The sequence below is a fragment of the Erysipelatoclostridium sp. MSK.23.31 genome, assembly GCF_019125875.1.
GTDB lineage: Bacteria > Bacillota_I > Bacilli_A > Erysipelotrichales > Coprobacillaceae > Thomasclavelia > Thomasclavelia ramosa.
Genome location: NZ_JAHOCB010000014.1, coordinates 63,596 through 80,466 on the forward strand (window position 1 = coordinate 63,596; position 16,871 = coordinate 80,466).

The following is a 16,871-nucleotide window of genomic DNA, read 5'->3' on the forward strand; positions in this document are numbered from 1 at the left end:
CCCCAAGAGAAAAGCTGACAGTAGCACCAGTAGTTGGTGCTGATCTGCCAGCCCTTAACGCAGTACTTCACAGATACCAGCGTTTGTCGCAATAAATGTCCCCTCTATATCGAGGTCACGCCCGTAGGCTTCATAGTCGATATAGTTCTGTAAAGAGGACGGGATTTCTCCGAGTACCTGTTCTTCATCAATCAGATAGTAGGCTAAATCGGTCATCGTTTCACAGCCGGAATACAGAATGATGTCATCTTTATGCTCCACCAGTTCTTCCAGACTTCCATAATAGGATACGAAACTGTCCAAGTCGTCCAGCAGGTAATCCGGTAATTCTTCCAACTGCTCATAGATACGGTTCAGTTCTTCGATGGAAATGTATTCGCTAATCTCCATCGGGAAGTTGTCCGTATCATGGATTGCGTATTCTTCGTACTCTGCATTTAAGCCGATACGTTCTGCAATCACTTCTTCGTCCAACGGAAAAGAGAACCAGTCCCCGACCAGTTCTCCCTCATTGTACTTGCCAAGATTGGCTATATAGACTTGCATATCATCAATCATAAGCGGTCACTTCCTTTCACTCTTTGTATTCATAAAATCTGCCATGCACACACAAGAACCGTTCTGATGGTTCTTCCATATCCGAACAGTTCCGATGGTATGTAACATTGCAAAGTCCGGCTTCCAGCTCTTGCAGGTTTGGAAACCATTCTCTTTGAATTGCAGGTATATCTTCGGGTGGAATTTCACTCTCCGAAATCACAAGGCAGATATTGTTTAACAGGTCAAGGTCTGTATCTTGCAGGATTTCAAAAGGGAAATCATAATCACTGATAAGATAACGGTCACTGTCCGGCGGTAAGCCAATGGATTGTTTTAATGCTTCTATGTTGCAGGGAAGTGTAAACCATGCACAGCCTGTATCTTTTTCCTGTTCATCAAGATTGATAACAAATACTTTCATTTCTGCCATAAGCAATACCACCTGTCAAAGTTTGAACATACCATTGTTGCAGAGAGCATAACGTCCTTTTTCTTCCAACTCATGGGCGTAGGCTTCCAGATTAAAATATTTCTTTCCCTTTTCGGATAGTGCAGAAAATTCAATGTTATGCTCCAAGCGGTAACGGGCAACGTCCATGATGTTGTGGCATTCTGGATAAAACAGAAATTCTTCCGACTTCTGCAATAAATCCTCAACACCGCCACAATACGGAATCAACTCTTTATAAGCCTGCTGAACCTCTGGCGATAAATCCGTGTAAGCAAAGTACAGCTTATTTAAGCGTCTGACAGAAGTTGTCCTTACAATGTCGCCAGCAAAAGGAAGTTTCATATCTGTGATTTGATAATCTTTGCTGTCAGCTTCCACACCGAGCAGGTCACGGAACAGCTCATAATCAATGGGTAAATCAAACCAGCGAGAGGTTTTATCCTCTGCTGATTTGGTCGTTTCAATCAATACGCTACATTCTTCCATCGTAATTCAGTCCTTTCTTCTAATTTTGAGTATGAAAAAAGCAGTCGATCATAACTGAAAGACTGCTTAACTCTAAAACAATATTAAAGCGTTTCTTCTTTTAAATTCTGACTCAAAAGGGATTTTAACTCTTTTACATCATTTTCAGACAAATCATTTTGATTAACAAGAACCATTTCATTTTTTATTGTTCTGATATATATGTAATTTCTGAAAATCCCCCAACATTTAAAGGCGTTCCAATGATTAGTCCCGTTACCGATATCAGAACTAACTGTAATACCATCGGTATCAAAACAATATTCACGTTTTCCCGAAGTCAATTTATTATCCATCTTTGAATGAACAATATTTATTACTTTTTTCTGAAATGTGTTAGCTCCGTTTATGATAATCCAGATAAAGAAAACCGAAAATAATAATCCAATAATACCATATCCAATACGACTATTCATAAAACAAAGAATCGTATATATTAACATTATGACAGCCATCACAGACGATAACCCTGTTGCAAATTTACGTTTCTTTACATTTTTATCACTGGCTAAAACGATTTCTTTTAAAATATCTTGTTCTTGCTGTCCGATTTCAATACTGTATCTAACCATAATAAGAATCTCCTTTAAACATTTTAATGATATTAGTATATTACCACAAATTAGTATATTACCACAAGTTTGTGTTCAAAATGTGGGATTCTTAATTTTACGCTCCAATAATCTTATTAAATAACTGTAACAATACGTCTTTTACGCCGGACGCATTGAATACAAGACCAACGGCGACTAAGGCAACTACCAAGAATCCGATAAGTTTGGAAAACTCACGCTTGAATCCCAAGTAGATTCCGATAACAACAATCGCCATCAGCACAAGGCTCTGTGCGTTGCTTAAAAACCAGTTATAAAGGTTCTGTCCAAAATTCATGCTTTCTTTTCTCCTTTCAGTTCCATCATTTTTCGGTCAGACTGTCTGCCAGCCTGTAAAATACACATGGCAATCACGCCAACTGTTCCACCTAAAGAGAAGAACAGGAAGTCAAATAATAATCGTTGCATTTTTCAATTCTCCTTTTCTAAAATTACATCTTCGGTTGATGTGGTCTGTTGTTCGATTATCTTGTAGTGCTTTTCCGTCAGTTTCGTGGATTTACGGATTTCTTTCAGATAATCAATCCCTGTTTTCGCTGTGATTGTTTCCAGCATTTTGAGTGTCGGGTCAACCTGCCGTTGAATCCAGCGTAGGGTTCTGTCCAGTGTGTAGGGTTCGGGTTTGGTCGTGAGCTTTAACGGCTCTCTGTTTTCCCCGATGAACCACGCCCAGCGGACAGATAATTTCCAGTCGTTCCGTTTCTTGTCTGCTTCCTTATCCACAAAGCGTACATAACGGTTGATAATAGAAAATGCCGTCCGTTCAGCGTCATAGTAAGTCAGCAGGTCACGGACAGCATAATAAGCACGTTCATTTTTTAACCGTATTTCAAATCTGTTTTTTATCGGTGCTTCCTCAATGGGAATCCCAAGTTTGATGTACTGCTCATAGCTTTTTTCATAGACACAGAAGTACACCTCACTTTTCAATGAGCCGATGTAAAGTGTATAGCCCATACCAGCCTTGTCCTGTTCCTCATGCTTGACCAGTTCGCCGGAAGCATAGGACTTAAAGGAACGGAACACCGATACACATTCCTCATTCCGGCATTTTTCGGTCAGTTCTGGAATATCCAACATTCCTGTATGGTCATTGATGGCAAGGTCAAGGCGTTTCATCACACCACCGTCCACCAGAGCGTCCATAAGGAAATCATACCAGCTCCGTTCCTGTGCCAGCAGATAACTTTCAAACTGGCGACAGCCTTTTCCTTTCAGTTCCAGCAGGACACCTTTTTCTTCATCGGGAGAAGTATATACGAAAATATCTCCGATGTAGTAGTGTTCCGTGTAGCTGTAATGCCCGAAGTCCTCATGTATCATGTACTGGATATTGAGCTGTAAGATGTCCTTAATGATGTGTCCAATATCCAGTGTCGGAAACCGTATCCTCACATAATCAAACAGCATGGTAAGCGGTGCTTCTGGATTGAATTTTTCCAGAGCTTCCAAAAGTTTTACTTTCATTTCTTCTGTGACCGCCACCTTTCCGGATTCGATACGGCTTAAATGTTCACGGCTGATTCCAGCCATGACCGCAAGTTTCGTCTGGGATACACCGTACTGCAAACGTCTGTCTGCAAAATCCTGTATCCACTCTGTATCATTCAGTGCGATACCCCCTTTACGAAAAAACTGTGACATTTTATATCCGATGTCACAGCAGTAAAAAAAGCTACCAAATGCTTGATTTCAGCCAAGAATCGGTAACTTTTGTGTATGTTTCCTTGTGATTTGTGCCCCTCTGTTAGATACCGAGGGGCTATTGTCTGCTGGCGTGGCTACCGCCACACCAGCAAGGCTAGTCCGTACCTGTGGCTTTCGCTTCGCACGCCACCTGTCCGTCCTGCCTTATGTGTGCAATCAGTCCATTTCCAGAGTAAATTTTTCTGGATTGTCCACAATATTGTATGTGCCGTCTATCTGGTTCTCCTGCCGATAGGAAAAGCTAAATGCCGAGTTGCCGGATTCAGCGTCTTTCTGGTTCTTGTAGACCGTAACAGAAAGTGCGTGGGGAATCTGAATATCATAACTGAAACGGACACTGTGAAAAGAGTTGTCCCTGCATTTTTCAAATATTTGTTCCGCACATTTCTGTTGATCGGTCACGACCAAAGTGTTGAGTATGACCGACACCCGTAGCTCATAATGGTTATCAGAGCCAGAGCCAGACGAAGAAGATACGTCCATCTGTCGTCCCCATTGCAGGTAAAACAGGATTCCTGCCAAGAGCAGAAGTATAGTGATTACTATAATTATTGTCCGTTTTCTTATCATTTTAATTTCCTCCGTACACCTGTATTACAGTACAAGTGTAGAGCAAAACAGCTTATTTTTCAATACAGCTATATTTATAATTTGATTAAAAGACGAGGTAAACAAAAATGACAGTATACATGGATTTAGAAAATCTTCTCAAAGAAAAGAATATCAGTAAAAACAAAGTCTGTGAAGCCTGTAATTTACAAAGGACACAGCTCAACAACTACTGCAAAAATAAAGTAACCAGAATCGACTTCTCCATCTTAGCAAAGTTGTGTGAATATCTGGACTGCACACCTAATGACATCTTGAAATTAAAGTAAGGCTTCGGATTGTTCCAGAGCCTTTTTTTCTGTTCTCCTTTCTGCAAGTTCCCCAATCGTACCCAAGAAATCATAGCCTTTGGGTACAAGGGGAGTGTAAAATTCCGATATGACGCTTGTTCCCACATCACAGTATCCACGCCCTTTGATTTGCTTCTGGAAAAACTGCTTTTTCACATCACTTCCAAAGAGCATACCGTAGCCGAGTTCACTCATGCGACCGAGCCCCACACGGAAATTAAAGTTATCTCTGATACCGTCCCCGAAATACTTTGCGTCTGGACGCTGGCAAGCTACAATCAGAAAGTATCCAGCCTGTCTGCCAAGCATGACGATTTTCTTTAACTGGCTTAACAGGGCAGTGCTTTCCTTTGTCGTGAGCATTTCCAAGAACGCCACATATTCATCAAAGATAAGGAACTGTGGAGCAAGCCCCAGATAGGCATAGTTTTCCCCTGTACGGTAGTTCGGGTGCAGTTTCATTTCTTCCGAGCGTGTGACCATGCTCTCATAAAAGGCATTGACGCAGTCAATCATATCGTCTTTCGTGTGGTAGACATTTCCCATGACCGTTCCCAAGTCTGCAAGGTCAGCGTTCTTCGGGTCAAGAATGTATAAATCCGCATTGGTTCTAAGCAGGGCTTCAATGATGGTCAATAGAAAATATGTCTTTCCACCACCTGTACCACCGCAGATAAGGGCATGGGGAAGTGAATCGTATTCCCACACCAAATTTTTCATTAACCGCAGACCACCATTTTCGGCAATCACTTCATCAATCGAAATACGGTTCGCTATCATATCATAGAGCAGGGTGTATTCGATGTATCCGTCATGCAGTGTTTTGTCAGTAAGTTCACAGTACAGCCCCGATTCCAGCTTATCCTCTAAGGACAGGAGCTGTTCTTGATATTTTCCCATTGTGATTTCACACAAAATATGCAACAATCCATTGTCCATCTGATAATAGATTTTCGGAAACCACACGATTTTTTCTCTTGATCTGCTTTGCAGGTCAGTGAAAAAACCGCTGTCTTTGGTGTTTTCCGCTTCATACCATTTATTTTCCAGCACCATACGAGCCAGTTTTTGTCGGTGTAACAACCGCTTGATACGGTCATATCCGTAACGGTAGTAGAGAAAAACGACCAATGCACAAACACCAGTCGCTATCAGAACCGTAATGGAATTGTAGGCAGTCCATGTGATTCCGGCATGGAGCAGGTTAAAATCTTTCCAGTTGGTAACAAGGAGCTGTCGCAGGTTCAGTAGCAGGAATACCGCAACGAACAGGAGCAACAACCAGCCGATACAGAAATGATAGACCAGTGATTTGTCACTGGCACGAATCCTGTTACCTTTAGAGTTTTTCCATACTTTCATATAAACTCCTTTCTTTGGACGTAAGAAAAGCAGTTAATCATGTAGACTAACTGCTTTGTGAATATAAATATAAAATTATAAAGGCTGATTTTTTAATTCTGTATTACTCATCATATTTGAGCAAATAAAGCAAATCGCTATATCCCGATTTCATAAGTAATTGTTTGAAACCAGAAAGCACTTCTTCTTTTGTATAATTGTTGTTTTCCAAAAACTGATTATCTTTTTCACTAAGGTACTGATAAAAAAGAGCCACCGCCATTACTTCGTTTTTGTTTGTATAGTCAATGCTATCTAAAAGTATGTTCTCTGCTTCGTTAATCTGTCCTAAATCAATCATATTAAGAAAAATTTTCAAATTTTTTCCCGATACTTCATACTTGTTTTCTTTTTCAAGTTCAACAGAAACATACTTTTTCCCAAAGGCTAATGAAAATAATACTCTCACCATTTCTTTTATCATTCGCATGATGTAATCTTTTTCATCGGCAAAATTCATTTTCCCATCTCCTTAAATGTTGGTTTAATTGTTTGGAACATATAAGCTAACTTATAAAACTTGAAGTTGTCTGATTAGCAATTATCTTTTGCAATTTATAACTGCATCAAAAAGAATACCAGTACACTCGAGAGTATTGTTACTGTCCCCATTATGATAAACATCATGGAAGTAAAACTTTTTGAAATTGGTCTATCAACATAACACTTTTTAGGATTGTTTGGATTATAATAAACTGTCATCTTACTGTTGATAGGCCACAACTGCTCCGCAAATTGACGTAAATTTGCAATAGCTCCAGTTTTTACATGTAGCCATCCTTTTTCATCTTCATAGACTTCTGATTTCATCGGTACAGGTACTCCTGATAGTTGCGTTGTTATAATTCCTCGAAATTTTTTCTTTGCTTTATAACAAGTTCCATTCACAAAGTACTCAACGATTGGGTACACTCTTCCATTTCCAGGAAACCCATATTGTTTAACAATACCGTCTGTCTTTTTTGTACACAATTTATTCTGTCTTTTTACAATGATATTGAAAGTAACTCCTAGTAGAACTAATATTACACCAAGACCTCCAACTGTCATCAATTCTAACCATGCAATTTGTATTTCAGCCATAGTTTCATCACCTCAAATTCCGATTTGATTTTTTTATATTATATCAACCCCATTTGAACAATACAATGAAAATCCATTAGTTACAAACTTATTTCTTCGGCGGTTGCTGTGAAACATTGTTCTGTGGATTTCCGGCATGAGTGCCTTTGTTCTTCGGAACAATGTCATCTGCCTTTACATACCAGTCCACATCTGCACCACGGTAATTCGCATTGGCTACCGTATCTGCAACAGGGTTGATAAGTTCCACTTCGGCGTTGTAGTCATAGTCCTTTAACGGAACAGTCGCCGGAACGGATACCTGTATCATACGTCCTTGTGTGTTACATTTCAAATCGTAAGTACGTTCCTTGATTTCTTCACTAACCGTTCCATCTTCATTCTGTACATGAACCTCACGGCGTAATGCGGAGAACTTCAACACTCCGAAAGTCTTTTCTTTATCAATGACGATTCCATTTGCTAATCTCATAATCTGAATACCCCCTTATTTATTTTCTGCTGGTAACATATCGTCTGCAAGTAAGATGTAATTGACAAATCCACGTTCTCCGATTTTATAGCCATCAGTAGTGATTCGTGGGTTGATAAGTTTTACTTTCTGCTCTGGCGAGAAATGCTTTTCGCCAGCTTTGGCAGGAAGTGTCACAACTACATCATCGGCTCTCTGCACATCGGAATACAGGTTGTAGCTTCTGGTAATGACAGCCATACGCCCGTTGATTCTCTGTTGTTCCGTAGTATTTTCTCCGGCAAACTCCAAGTTTCCGAATGTCTTTTCCATGTTTGGTACGACAAATCTTAATTCCATAAATAATTGACCTCTTTTCTTTCTGTTTTAGTTTCTTTCCTGCTGTACGTTGTGGGGAGCTACACTCCCCACGCCCCTAGTGGACTTCACGCTCCCGTAAACCAAGTGCTTCACGGGAGCGTGAAGTTGCAAAAAGGGTGGCGACCTTGAACGTTCCACCAACCGCTACGTTACTGCCTTACGATTTTTTTCTACGGCGTTTGAAGTAAAGCATACCGCCAAGCCCTACGCAGGAAAGACCGAGCATGGCAAGATAAGCATAGATATTGGTATTGTCGCCTGTTTTTGGACTGTCACCTGTCTTAGTAACCGTAGATGGTGTATCCGGCGTGTCGGTATCCTTTGGTGTGTCTGGGACTTCCGGCACTTCCTTGATTGTCACGGTCTGTCCATCGTCTGTGATGTCCTTATGTTCCGTCACTTTCTTTGGTTCGTCTGGATTGGTCATATCGTATAATTCCTCAAATGTAACAAGGTTTTTACCACCAAGTGAAGAACCATCAAAGGTAAACGCAATCTCAACCGTCATTTTTTCACTGTCGGCTGTGAACTCATAATCATTGGATACTTTCTTTCCATCAATCAGAAGTTCTGCATTTTCCTTTTTTAACATCTGCCAGCCGGAAAGTTTGTATTTTGTTCCAACTTCCAGACCATCTAATGTGACTTTATCCACAATCGTTACATCTTTTCCGGCTTCGATTTCTTTCTTGCCGTTCTTGTCCGTAGCAGTCGTATGGATTTTGATGATACGTTCCGTGATAAGAACCGTCTGTCCATCATCGTTGATGTCTTTATGTTCGGCAACCTTGACAGGCTCTTTCGGATTGCTCATATCGTACAATTCCTCAAATGTAACAAGGTTCTTACCGCCAAGAGCTGAACCATCAAAACTGTAAGTAATCTCAACCGTCATTTTTTCGCTGTCAGCAATGAATGTGTAATCATTGTCTACACGTTTCCCGTCAATCAGAAGTTCGGCGTTTTCTTCCTTTAACATCTGCCAGCCGGAAAGTTTATATTTTCTGCCTGTTTCCAAGCCATCAAGTGTAACTTTGTCCACGATCTTGATGTCTTTTCCGGCAACAATCATTTTTTCACCTGTTTTCTTGTCGGTAGCTGTGGTATGGATTGTGATTTCTTTTTCGTATTCATCGGTCAGTGTCCCTAAATCTACGGTCACTTTATTTCTGGATACGACCACCTCAAAAGCTGGAATCAGCTTAAATCCGGCGTTGGAATCACACTTTAATTCCTCAATCACATAGGTATCATAAAGTAATGCACCTTTGCTGTCGTCTGGTTCAGATGTCCCAAACCATACTCCGTCCTCACTGGATTTTCCGGCATTAGTATTGACCTTATGGGAAGCCCAGCTTGAAGCAGTGGAGAACTGACCGTTGTTGTCAGTAACTACAATATGGGATTCTCCCGTTGTCTTGCTTGTAATTCTGAATGGAACACCTGCAAGACGTTTGTGTGTACCTGCACCGATTTTTACACCCTCAATATCGCCACGTTTAATCTGGTTGTAGACAGAGTGAGATTTGTCGGTCAAGTCCACGATTTTTCCATCTTCCGTGATAGAAAAGTCGATTGTTTTTGCACCGTCTGTCAAGTAGCCCTCTGGTGCTTTGCTTTCTTCTAATCTGTAATTTCCGTAAGGGAGCAGGTCAGCAGAAGTAGAAGCAATTCCGTCAATGCCTGTCTGAATCTTCTTTACCGTTTCATTCTTGCTGTATAATTTTCCCTCAACCACTACAGGACTGTCATTTAAGGAAATGATATTAAATTCTGTGTACTGTAAGGTCGCACTTCCCTGTGCTTTGGTATCCTTTGTTTCAAGGTCACGTTTCTGGATTTTCACACCGCCACGGATAACCTTATCGGATACGGAATACTGGTTGCTTCCAGAAAGTACGGCAAGTTCGCCATCTTCGGAAATCTGTGTAAGGTATGTCCCCTTAATCTGTTCGGAACTTCCGTCAGTCTGCATATATGCACCATCTAATAAGTAGCCGTTTGGTGCTTTTGTTTCTGTGACAGTGAGTGTACCAAGTGGCAGTACATTCTTACCGTCCTGTGTATAGAAGCTGTCGCCGGATACTTTGTAGCTGTCGGCAAGTCTGGATACATAATGGATAGTTCCGTCACTGTCTTTTTCGGCAACGGTTTTGGTTGTCCATGTACGGGTAGCCTTTGCAGGAAGATTGTCTGCATTGTAGTAACCGTCATAATAGCTCCATGTGAACTCTGCACCTTCTAAAGAAGCATTTCCCTGTGGAGTAGATTTTCCTGTTTCCATGTCGATTTTAAATAAATCAATCAAAGTCTCTGTGACCTTTGGAGTGTCAGCAACAGTTAATGTCGCTGTTTTTCCAACTTCCACATTTAAGGCATGGACAGTAGAATCCAGCTTGTAACCCTTTGGAGCAGAAAGTTCTTTGATGTAAACTGTTCCGGCTTTTACCTCAACTTCTTTGGTATCGCCGTTTCCATCGGCAGTAAGTGTGGCAAGCTGGCTGTTACAGCCCTTATCAGAATAGACACCAAATGTCGCACCCTCAAAGGAATAGTTGGCATTTCCATCTGTGACCGTGGGATTGGAAGAAGTCTTTTTGACCTTTGCATTTCCCACATTTAACTTCGCCCAGAACTGTCCGATGTCCTGTCCTTCGCCAGTATAAATGTAACCGCCACATTCATAGCGTCCTTTGTTTGCTTTCACAAATGCTTTCGCACCAGCATACACTTCATTCTGTACTGCCTGTGAGATTTCATTATAGGAAGCTCTGACGTTGTCGCACTGCCAGCCGAGCTGTTCACTCAATCTCTGCCAGACAACACACTGTTCCAGCAAATACTTCTGGTTGTTATTCAGCCCTGTATGAGTAGCGGTATATTGCTTGACGTACTCTAAGGAAAGAGCAACGTCCGCAATCTGATCACTACTCATGCGTGTACTTGCGTCAGACCTTGTTTTATATCCATTCTTGAAATTGGTATTGATGTCCACGCAGTAGGCAGTTTCGCCCTCAACTTTCATGTGTCCCTCATGGAACGTGGATTTGATAGAACCGTCATTCATAATTTGTTCAATGTAGCCGACACGTTCTGCTGATTCTGTCCAGTATTGATTGCCGGAAGCATGAACCGCCGTCACTGGTAATGCCGTGAGGATAGTTGCAAAAGCAAGCGTTCCTGTCAGCAATCGCTTTACTAGCTTATTCATATTTTCTCTTTCTCCTTTCGATTTTGGGTATGAAAAAAGACGCTCATTTATTGAACGCCTTTAACTTAATTAAATTCAACATAACGGGTATCTTGTTTCCATGTGATAAATGATTTTAAATACGATTGTAACAAATTATCAGTAATTCCCGAAAAAGTGGTTGGTTTGCTAACAGCCTGCTAACACTCTAAAGGATATAATTGAATATTAGAGTTTATTAACAGAGTCGTTGTGCAAGCCCCTTTTCCGCTTTTTTGGGCGTTAAACGTCCCTTACAGGATAATCGAACTACTGCATACTAACCGCCACAGGGAACTCCTAAGGTTTAGGTGCAGGTTCGATTCCTGCAGGGGACGCCAATTATAATTTATAAAAATATATTATTGAAATCAGGTGGATTATAGACCTTTTAAATCCACCTTTTTTATATGAATATTTAACTTTTTATAATCTAACAGAACACATACTTACTATTTCTTTCAAAGATACCTATACAAAAATAGGATTTTCATAAGCACTTTTGACATAACATATTACTCTAGTTCAAAAGCATCAGTATAGAGACTATAATAAATATCATGCTTTGAAATGAGTTCATCATGACTCCCCCATTCAATAATTTTCCCAGAATTCAAAACAATAGTAGTTTTAGAATTACAAACCGTTGATAATCAATGAGCAATTACATAGGTTGTTCTACCTCTCATTAAATTATCCATTCCTTGCTGAACAAGCACTTCTGTCCTAATATCAATCGAAGAAGTTGCTTCATCTAAGATCATAACTGGTAAATTTGCAACAGCCGCACAAGCGATAGAAAGCAATTGCCTTTGTCTTCGAGATAAACTTGCCCCATTTTGCATCTCATAGATAGGTTCCCTTCCATTTTTTAAAGAACCTTCTCATCTGAAACTTCAATGATTCGTTCACATGATGCTCTTGCCATATTGATCATTACCAATACTTGTAATAACATCATCAGACAATTCAAAATATTCATTGTATAGGCAATCATACTTGATAAGTCCCCTGTGGTCAGCGTTGATGCATTTATAAGAATAATAATTTTTGCTCCAAACTAGCAAAGAAACAACAAACAGCCATAAACTGCATTATAGGCATATAAATGATTTAACTACCCGAATTCCTGCCAAATTTTCCTGTACTACACTATTCAATTCATCATAGATATGAAATACCTTTTCAAAATATGGATGTGAACGACTAACAATAAAATAAAGACCTGCCTCTAAAACTGGAACTGCAATTAAAAATATTAATGATAAATCCCTATTTATCATTAATGAAACAGCTAGTGAAAATGCCAGCATGATGGTGCTCGCACTGCCACACGAATAGTCATCATATGTGCATTTTGAACGTTAGTTACATCAGTCGCTAATCTTGTTACCAAACTTGAAGTAGAAAACTTATCAATATTTGCAAAAGAATATTCATGAATTTTATAATACATATTCTGTCTTAGATTTTGAGCAAATCCAGCTGAAGCTATCGCACAAAAACTTCCTGATAACATGCCACAAATAACTCCTAAAGTAACACAAAAGATTAAGACTACACCCCATTTGCCAAAAATACTATATTTACAAGTCAGGAAGAATATTTCATGAATACTCAACAATTAGAATGTTTTGTGCGAATAGCAGATAAATTGAATTTTACAAAGGTTGCTGAAGAATTATATATTACTGCTCCAGCAGTTGCCCATCATATCATAAATTTAGAAGAATTAAATACGTCATTATTTATCAGAACTTCCAAAATGGTAAAATCAACTGAGCCAGGCTCATTATTCTATAGTGAAGCAAAAGATATTCTCCAAAAAATATATATGGTTGAGAAAAAAGTTAAAAAACTAGCCAGTCAAAAACTTTCGATATTACGAATTGGCTGTTCTAGTCAAGTAGAACTTGAGATATTAGAAATACCATTAATAAAATTAAGAGAAGAATTTCCAACTGTTTATCCCCAGATTATTATTCAGGATTATTTTATTCTAAAATCTCTATTTGATAATAAACAATTAGACATTTTAATCAGTACAAAAGAGATGATTGCTGAGGCTCACGATTATATATTTAAAAAAATAAAAAACATTTCCAGTTATGCAATCATAGCTGAAAATTCCCCGTTTGCTAAAGAAAAAGAAATATGTTTTATAGATTTATATGATACACCACTTATTACTTTGCATCCCCGCTTTATCCCATTTTAATACTGAGATAAATTACAAGAATTTATTGCTCTCCATGAAAAAATCATTTTCATCTTTTATGTAAAAATGACCAGGCTGCTATTCTTTTCGCTAAATGTAATTACGGTGTAGCTATTTTACCAGAAATATATATTCCAACACATATTAAAAGAATTGTCGCTTTACCATTTATGGATGATCAAATGACAATAGAATATGGAATAACTTATCACAAAAATCTAAAAGAAAAATATATTAAGGAATTTACAAACTATTTTATAACTAATAAATAATAAAAGAAGATTTAATTTCATTGATATAATCAATTATTTTAAATCTTCCCTTTAATTAAAAATATTTTATAACTTATCTTGATTATTTGTCATTTAATTACATGATAGATAAGCTTAACATCATTATACAATAGATGCCCTATATATTTGAAGAATCACATTCTCCAAACAAGTATCGAACTCAACACTAGTCTGATTTATTGATAAATCAGATAATAATACTCTAGAAAAACTCGCAATAAGCCCGTGATTTTCCCTTAATAACCCATTTGCCTGCTCTCTATCATAACCGCCAGATAGAGCAACAACCCTAACTACATGGGAATCTTTCATAAGTTCCGCGTAAAAATCAGGTATGGTTGGAATGGACAGTTTAAATATAAATTTAACATCATTGTCTAATAAAGTTAGATGCTCATTAATTTCTTTCAATAACAATTCTTCAGCCTCTTTTTTTGAGGTACTTAAAATAGATACCTCTGGCTCTAAAATAGGTACAAGCCCAGTTTTAGCAATTTGTAATCCTAATTCAAACTGCTGATCAACAATTTTCTTGATACCTGCTGGATCGGCTTCCAAAATTACACTACGCATTTTTGTACCAAAGATATATTTATCTCTTGCCTTGTTTAATATTGCTTCCAGTTCAGGAATTGGCTTCATTAACTGAACACCATCTTTTTCTACTTCTAATCCTTTGTCAATTTTCAAAAATGGCACGATTTCCTTCTTTAACCATAAATATTCAGCAGTATCTACACCCTCAATTTGAGAATCCATTGTCTTTTCAAACAAAATAGCACCTAATATATGCTTAGAGGTAAAAGCCTTACTAGTAATAATACGACTACGCATTTGATGAATTAAATCAAACATTTCTTTATCATTACTATACGCTGATTCATCAATACCATATGATTTTAATGCCTTTGGTGTACTTCCACCACTTTGATCTAACGCTGCGATAAAACCTTTTCCATATTGCATACGCTCTAATTGTTTTGTGTTCATTTAAGAGCACCTCCTTTTCCTGCCCTTATTATACCCCTTGTCCATCAAGTATTCTAATAATACGTTCTATTTTGTTAGATAAGAATAACTATTTTTACAAATAAGAATCGCTTTTAAAAATATGATAGATTATTTTAAAATATGCTATAATTAAATAAGATAATCTTTATACATAAGGAGATAATTAATATGTCTATCACAGTAAACATTTATTACACTGGAATAAACGGAAATGCTAGAAAATTTGCAGAAGAAATGGTGACCAGCGGTATTGTTGATGCTATTAAAGCAGAAAAAGGAAATGAAAGATATGAGTATTTCTTTTCCATGAATGATCCAGAAACCATACTTTTAATTGATAGTTGGAAAGATCAAAAATCAATTGATGCTCATCATGCTACTATAATGATGGAGCAAATTACAGAATTAAGAAATAAATATGATCTTCATATGAAGGTAGAACGCTATACTTCTAATGAAGAAAACATAACTTCTGCTGACAAAAAATTTATTCGATTGTAATCTAAATTAATAAAACCCATTATAAAGTCAATATTATAATGGGTTTTATACTATTCATATCAAAACATATTTCTGGTAATTGAAATATTTATTCCTTATTTACCATTTTAGTTATAATTTATCCTGTCACAATTATCGTTCTTTATTACCAAGTAAATATAGCTTTTAATTATAAATATATAATTCTAAAAAAAAACATGCCTATTTAACATTACCGCTGTTAATTCCTTCTTCATAAGGATCCAAAGGTAACCATTCTAATACATCTTGAATATATTTATTCCAAAAATCCCAATTATGACTTCCTACATCCTCTTTATAAACTAAATCAAAACCAGCATTTTCTAAATAGCCTTTAAATTTTCGATTTACTCCAATTAGTTCATCATCACATCCACAAGCCATATATATCTTAGGAAAAACAATAGTATTGTCTTCTTTTTTTGCCTGAATTAAATTTTCCAAACAAACTTTTGGATTCTTATCACTCAGATATGCTTCATCAATATCACCAAAACAACTATCTTCACCCATTACACATCTTGATTCATCGTGAACTGGTAATTCGAAAATATTTAGAGCACTTGATAAAGCTGCAATATATCCAAAATTTTGATAATATTTCAACCCATTTCTTAGAGCACCAAATCCACCCATTGAAAGTCCGGCAATAAAAGTATCATCCCGACGATTAGATAAATGAAACATCTTTCTAGTAACTTCAATAAGTTCAGTTCCAATAAATATACCGAAGTCATTGTTCTTTACTTCTTGATCCACATAAAAAGAATTATCACCAGATGGCATGACTACAACTAAGTTCTTTGCTTCTGCCCATTCTTGTATTCTTGTTCGTGTTACCCAGTCAGTATAATTTCCTAATAAACCATGTAATAAATATAAAGTTTTATATTCTTTAACTGGTTGACAATTTCCTTTAAAAAGAAATTTATCAACCGGTAATATTACATTCATTGAAACTGTTCTTTTTAAACTTTGAGAAATAAAATTTACTTGTACTAATGCCATAATAAAACACCCCTTTACTCTTTTTAAATCTCATCAATTGACATATCTGTTTTATAATTATTTAAAACGTAATCATAAATATAAGCAATTTCACTAATTGGTATTGTTATATTATACTGATTAGCAATCGCTTTAAAGCTAATTCTAACTCCATTGATAAATTCTTGATTATTTTTTTCAAAATCAACAATATTAATATGTGAAACTATCTCTTCTTTTTTTATTAGACGTTCAATCAAACAACAAAGATGAATATTCAAACCAATAATAGTTTTTGCTAAAAAAGTAAAAACTTCCAATTATATAAAATGGATCTTTTCATAATTTTCAGATATTATATAGAATAAAAACCACGCCTAAAAGACGTGGTTTTCTCTGAGGCTATAAGCCTATGTTGCTTGCTCGCGTCTCAAGGCGCTGCTTTCTCTTCGTTCAAGCTATCGCTTTTGACTCTTGCCATCCCTCAAAGGGATTTATTTCCTTCTTTCTCCTTTTGTTATCTTCTTCTCTCTTTTTTGTTTTCTTTCTTCATTTCTTT

At 37.4% G+C, this 16,871-nt stretch carries 21 protein-coding genes and 2 pseudogenes; 3 read left to right on the forward strand and 20 right to left on the reverse strand.

What is annotated here, in order from left to right:
- Positions 1–54 precede the first annotated feature (54 nt).
- From KSU54_RS08135 to KSU54_RS08170, 8 genes are all read right to left on the reverse strand, one after another.
- Positions 55–558, reverse strand: a complete 504-nt coding sequence (locus tag KSU54_RS08135) for an antirestriction protein ArdA (protein ID WP_055153250.1) — start codon at positions 556–558, stop codon at positions 55–57.
- Between the two features lie 16 nt (positions 559–574).
- A complete protein-coding gene (locus tag KSU54_RS08140) occupies positions 575–970 on the reverse strand; it encodes a hypothetical protein (protein WP_217746596.1) in 396 nt (131 codons plus the stop codon).
- Positions 971–985: 15 nt separating this feature from the next.
- Positions 986–1,477: an antirestriction protein ArdA gene (locus KSU54_RS08145; RefSeq protein ID WP_055200583.1), complete on the reverse strand. Its 492-nt coding sequence runs from the start codon at positions 1,475–1,477 to the stop codon at positions 986–988.
- A gap of 83 nt (positions 1,478–1,560) precedes the next feature.
- Positions 1,561–2,088 (reverse strand): YcxB family protein, encoded by a 528-nt coding sequence (locus tag KSU54_RS08150; RefSeq protein WP_005334889.1) that lies wholly within the window; start codon positions 2,086–2,088, stop codon positions 1,561–1,563.
- A gap of 97 nt (positions 2,089–2,185) precedes the next feature.
- Positions 2,186–2,407, reverse strand: a complete 222-nt coding sequence (locus KSU54_RS08155) for a hypothetical protein (RefSeq protein WP_004844214.1) — start codon at positions 2,405–2,407, stop codon at positions 2,186–2,188.
- Complete coding sequence (locus KSU54_RS08160) at positions 2,404–2,538, reverse strand: DUF3789 domain-containing protein (RefSeq protein ID WP_005611092.1); 135 nt, start codon at positions 2,536–2,538, stop codon at positions 2,404–2,406. Before KSU54_RS08160 ends, KSU54_RS08155 begins: the two co-directional genes overlap by 4 nt.
- Before the next feature lie 3 nt (positions 2,539–2,541).
- Positions 2,542–3,741, reverse strand: a complete 1,200-nt coding sequence (gene mobT, locus KSU54_RS08165) for a MobT family relaxase (RefSeq protein WP_428979593.1) — start codon at positions 3,739–3,741, stop codon at positions 2,542–2,544.
- Between the two features lie 252 nt (positions 3,742–3,993).
- On the reverse strand, positions 3,994–4,407 hold the full coding sequence (locus KSU54_RS08170) for a hypothetical protein (protein WP_005334885.1): 414 nt from the start codon (positions 4,405–4,407) through the stop codon (positions 3,994–3,996).
- A 119-nt stretch (positions 4,408–4,526) separates the two neighbouring features.
- Between KSU54_RS08170 and KSU54_RS08175 the strand changes: the two genes are divergently transcribed.
- Positions 4,527–4,715 (forward strand): helix-turn-helix domain-containing protein, encoded by a 189-nt coding sequence (locus KSU54_RS08175; protein ID WP_226814521.1) that lies wholly within the window; start codon positions 4,527–4,529, stop codon positions 4,713–4,715.
- Here KSU54_RS08175 and KSU54_RS08180 read toward each other — a convergent pair.
- The 9 genes and pseudogenes from KSU54_RS08180 to KSU54_RS19415 form a co-directional block, all read right to left on the reverse strand.
- The gene (locus KSU54_RS08180; protein WP_118001316.1) at positions 4,707–6,098 is read right to left on the reverse strand and encodes an FtsK/SpoIIIE domain-containing protein; all 1,392 of its coding nucleotides are present in this window, start codon (positions 6,096–6,098) and stop codon (positions 4,707–4,709) included. The two genes, KSU54_RS08175 and KSU54_RS08180, sit on opposite strands and share 9 nt — an antisense overlap.
- A gap of 103 nt (positions 6,099–6,201) precedes the next feature.
- Positions 6,202–6,597, reverse strand: a complete 396-nt coding sequence (locus tag KSU54_RS08185; RefSeq protein WP_217746597.1) for a DUF6483 family protein — start codon at positions 6,595–6,597, stop codon at positions 6,202–6,204.
- 95 nt (positions 6,598–6,692) lie between these two features.
- The gene (locus tag KSU54_RS08190; RefSeq protein WP_117819228.1) at positions 6,693–7,220 is read right to left on the reverse strand and encodes a DUF3592 domain-containing protein; all 528 of its coding nucleotides are present in this window, start codon (positions 7,218–7,220) and stop codon (positions 6,693–6,695) included.
- Between the two features lie 88 nt (positions 7,221–7,308).
- Positions 7,309–7,692 carry a YdcP family protein gene (locus tag KSU54_RS08195; protein ID WP_118324635.1) on the reverse strand — a complete coding sequence of 128 codons (384 nt, stop codon included), beginning with the start codon at positions 7,690–7,692 and terminating at the stop codon, positions 7,309–7,311.
- Between the two features lie 15 nt (positions 7,693–7,707).
- The gene (locus tag KSU54_RS08200; RefSeq protein WP_005334875.1) at positions 7,708–8,031 is read right to left on the reverse strand and encodes a YdcP family protein; all 324 of its coding nucleotides are present in this window, start codon (positions 8,029–8,031) and stop codon (positions 7,708–7,710) included.
- A gap of 178 nt (positions 8,032–8,209) precedes the next feature.
- The gene (locus KSU54_RS08205; RefSeq protein WP_217746598.1) at positions 8,210–11,263 is read right to left on the reverse strand and encodes a VaFE repeat-containing surface-anchored protein; all 3,054 of its coding nucleotides are present in this window, start codon (positions 11,261–11,263) and stop codon (positions 8,210–8,212) included.
- Between the two features lie 533 nt (positions 11,264–11,796).
- Positions 11,797–12,120: pseudogene (locus tag KSU54_RS18815) on the reverse strand (ABC transporter ATP-binding protein); the annotation flags it as partial.
- A gap of 32 nt (positions 12,121–12,152) precedes the next feature.
- Positions 12,153–12,278, reverse strand: a complete 126-nt coding sequence (locus tag KSU54_RS19140; protein ID WP_147335587.1) for an ABC transporter ATP-binding protein — start codon at positions 12,276–12,278, stop codon at positions 12,153–12,155.
- Positions 12,279–12,375: 97 nt separating this feature from the next.
- Positions 12,376–12,800 (reverse strand): annotated as a pseudogene (locus KSU54_RS19415) (ABC transporter transmembrane domain-containing protein).
- A gap of 90 nt (positions 12,801–12,890) precedes the next feature.
- Here KSU54_RS19415 and KSU54_RS08225 point away from each other — a divergent pair.
- Positions 12,891–13,499, forward strand: coding sequence for a LysR family transcriptional regulator (locus KSU54_RS08225; RefSeq protein ID WP_117792563.1), 609 nt, complete (start codon positions 12,891–12,893; stop codon positions 13,497–13,499).
- A 395-nt stretch (positions 13,500–13,894) separates the two neighbouring features.
- Here KSU54_RS08225 and KSU54_RS08230 read toward each other — a convergent pair whose 3' ends face one another.
- On the reverse strand, positions 13,895–14,782 hold the full coding sequence (locus tag KSU54_RS08230) for a fructose bisphosphate aldolase (RefSeq protein ID WP_009009575.1): 888 nt from the start codon (positions 14,780–14,782) through the stop codon (positions 13,895–13,897).
- A gap of 189 nt (positions 14,783–14,971) precedes the next feature.
- Between KSU54_RS08230 and KSU54_RS08235 the strand changes: the two genes are divergently transcribed.
- The gene (locus KSU54_RS08235) at positions 14,972–15,304 is read left to right on the forward strand and encodes a putative quinol monooxygenase (protein WP_003534692.1); all 333 of its coding nucleotides are present in this window, start codon (positions 14,972–14,974) and stop codon (positions 15,302–15,304) included.
- Positions 15,305–15,505: 201 nt separating this feature from the next.
- Here KSU54_RS08235 and KSU54_RS08240 read toward each other — a convergent pair whose 3' ends face one another.
- Entirely contained in the window at positions 15,506–16,333 is an 828-nt protein-coding gene (locus tag KSU54_RS08240) for an alpha/beta hydrolase (RefSeq protein WP_009009576.1), read from the reverse strand.
- A 23-nt stretch (positions 16,334–16,356) separates the two neighbouring features.
- The gene (locus KSU54_RS08245) at positions 16,357–16,632 is read right to left on the reverse strand and encodes a PRD domain-containing protein (protein WP_008791999.1); all 276 of its coding nucleotides are present in this window, start codon (positions 16,630–16,632) and stop codon (positions 16,357–16,359) included.
- Positions 16,633–16,871 lie beyond the last annotated feature (239 nt).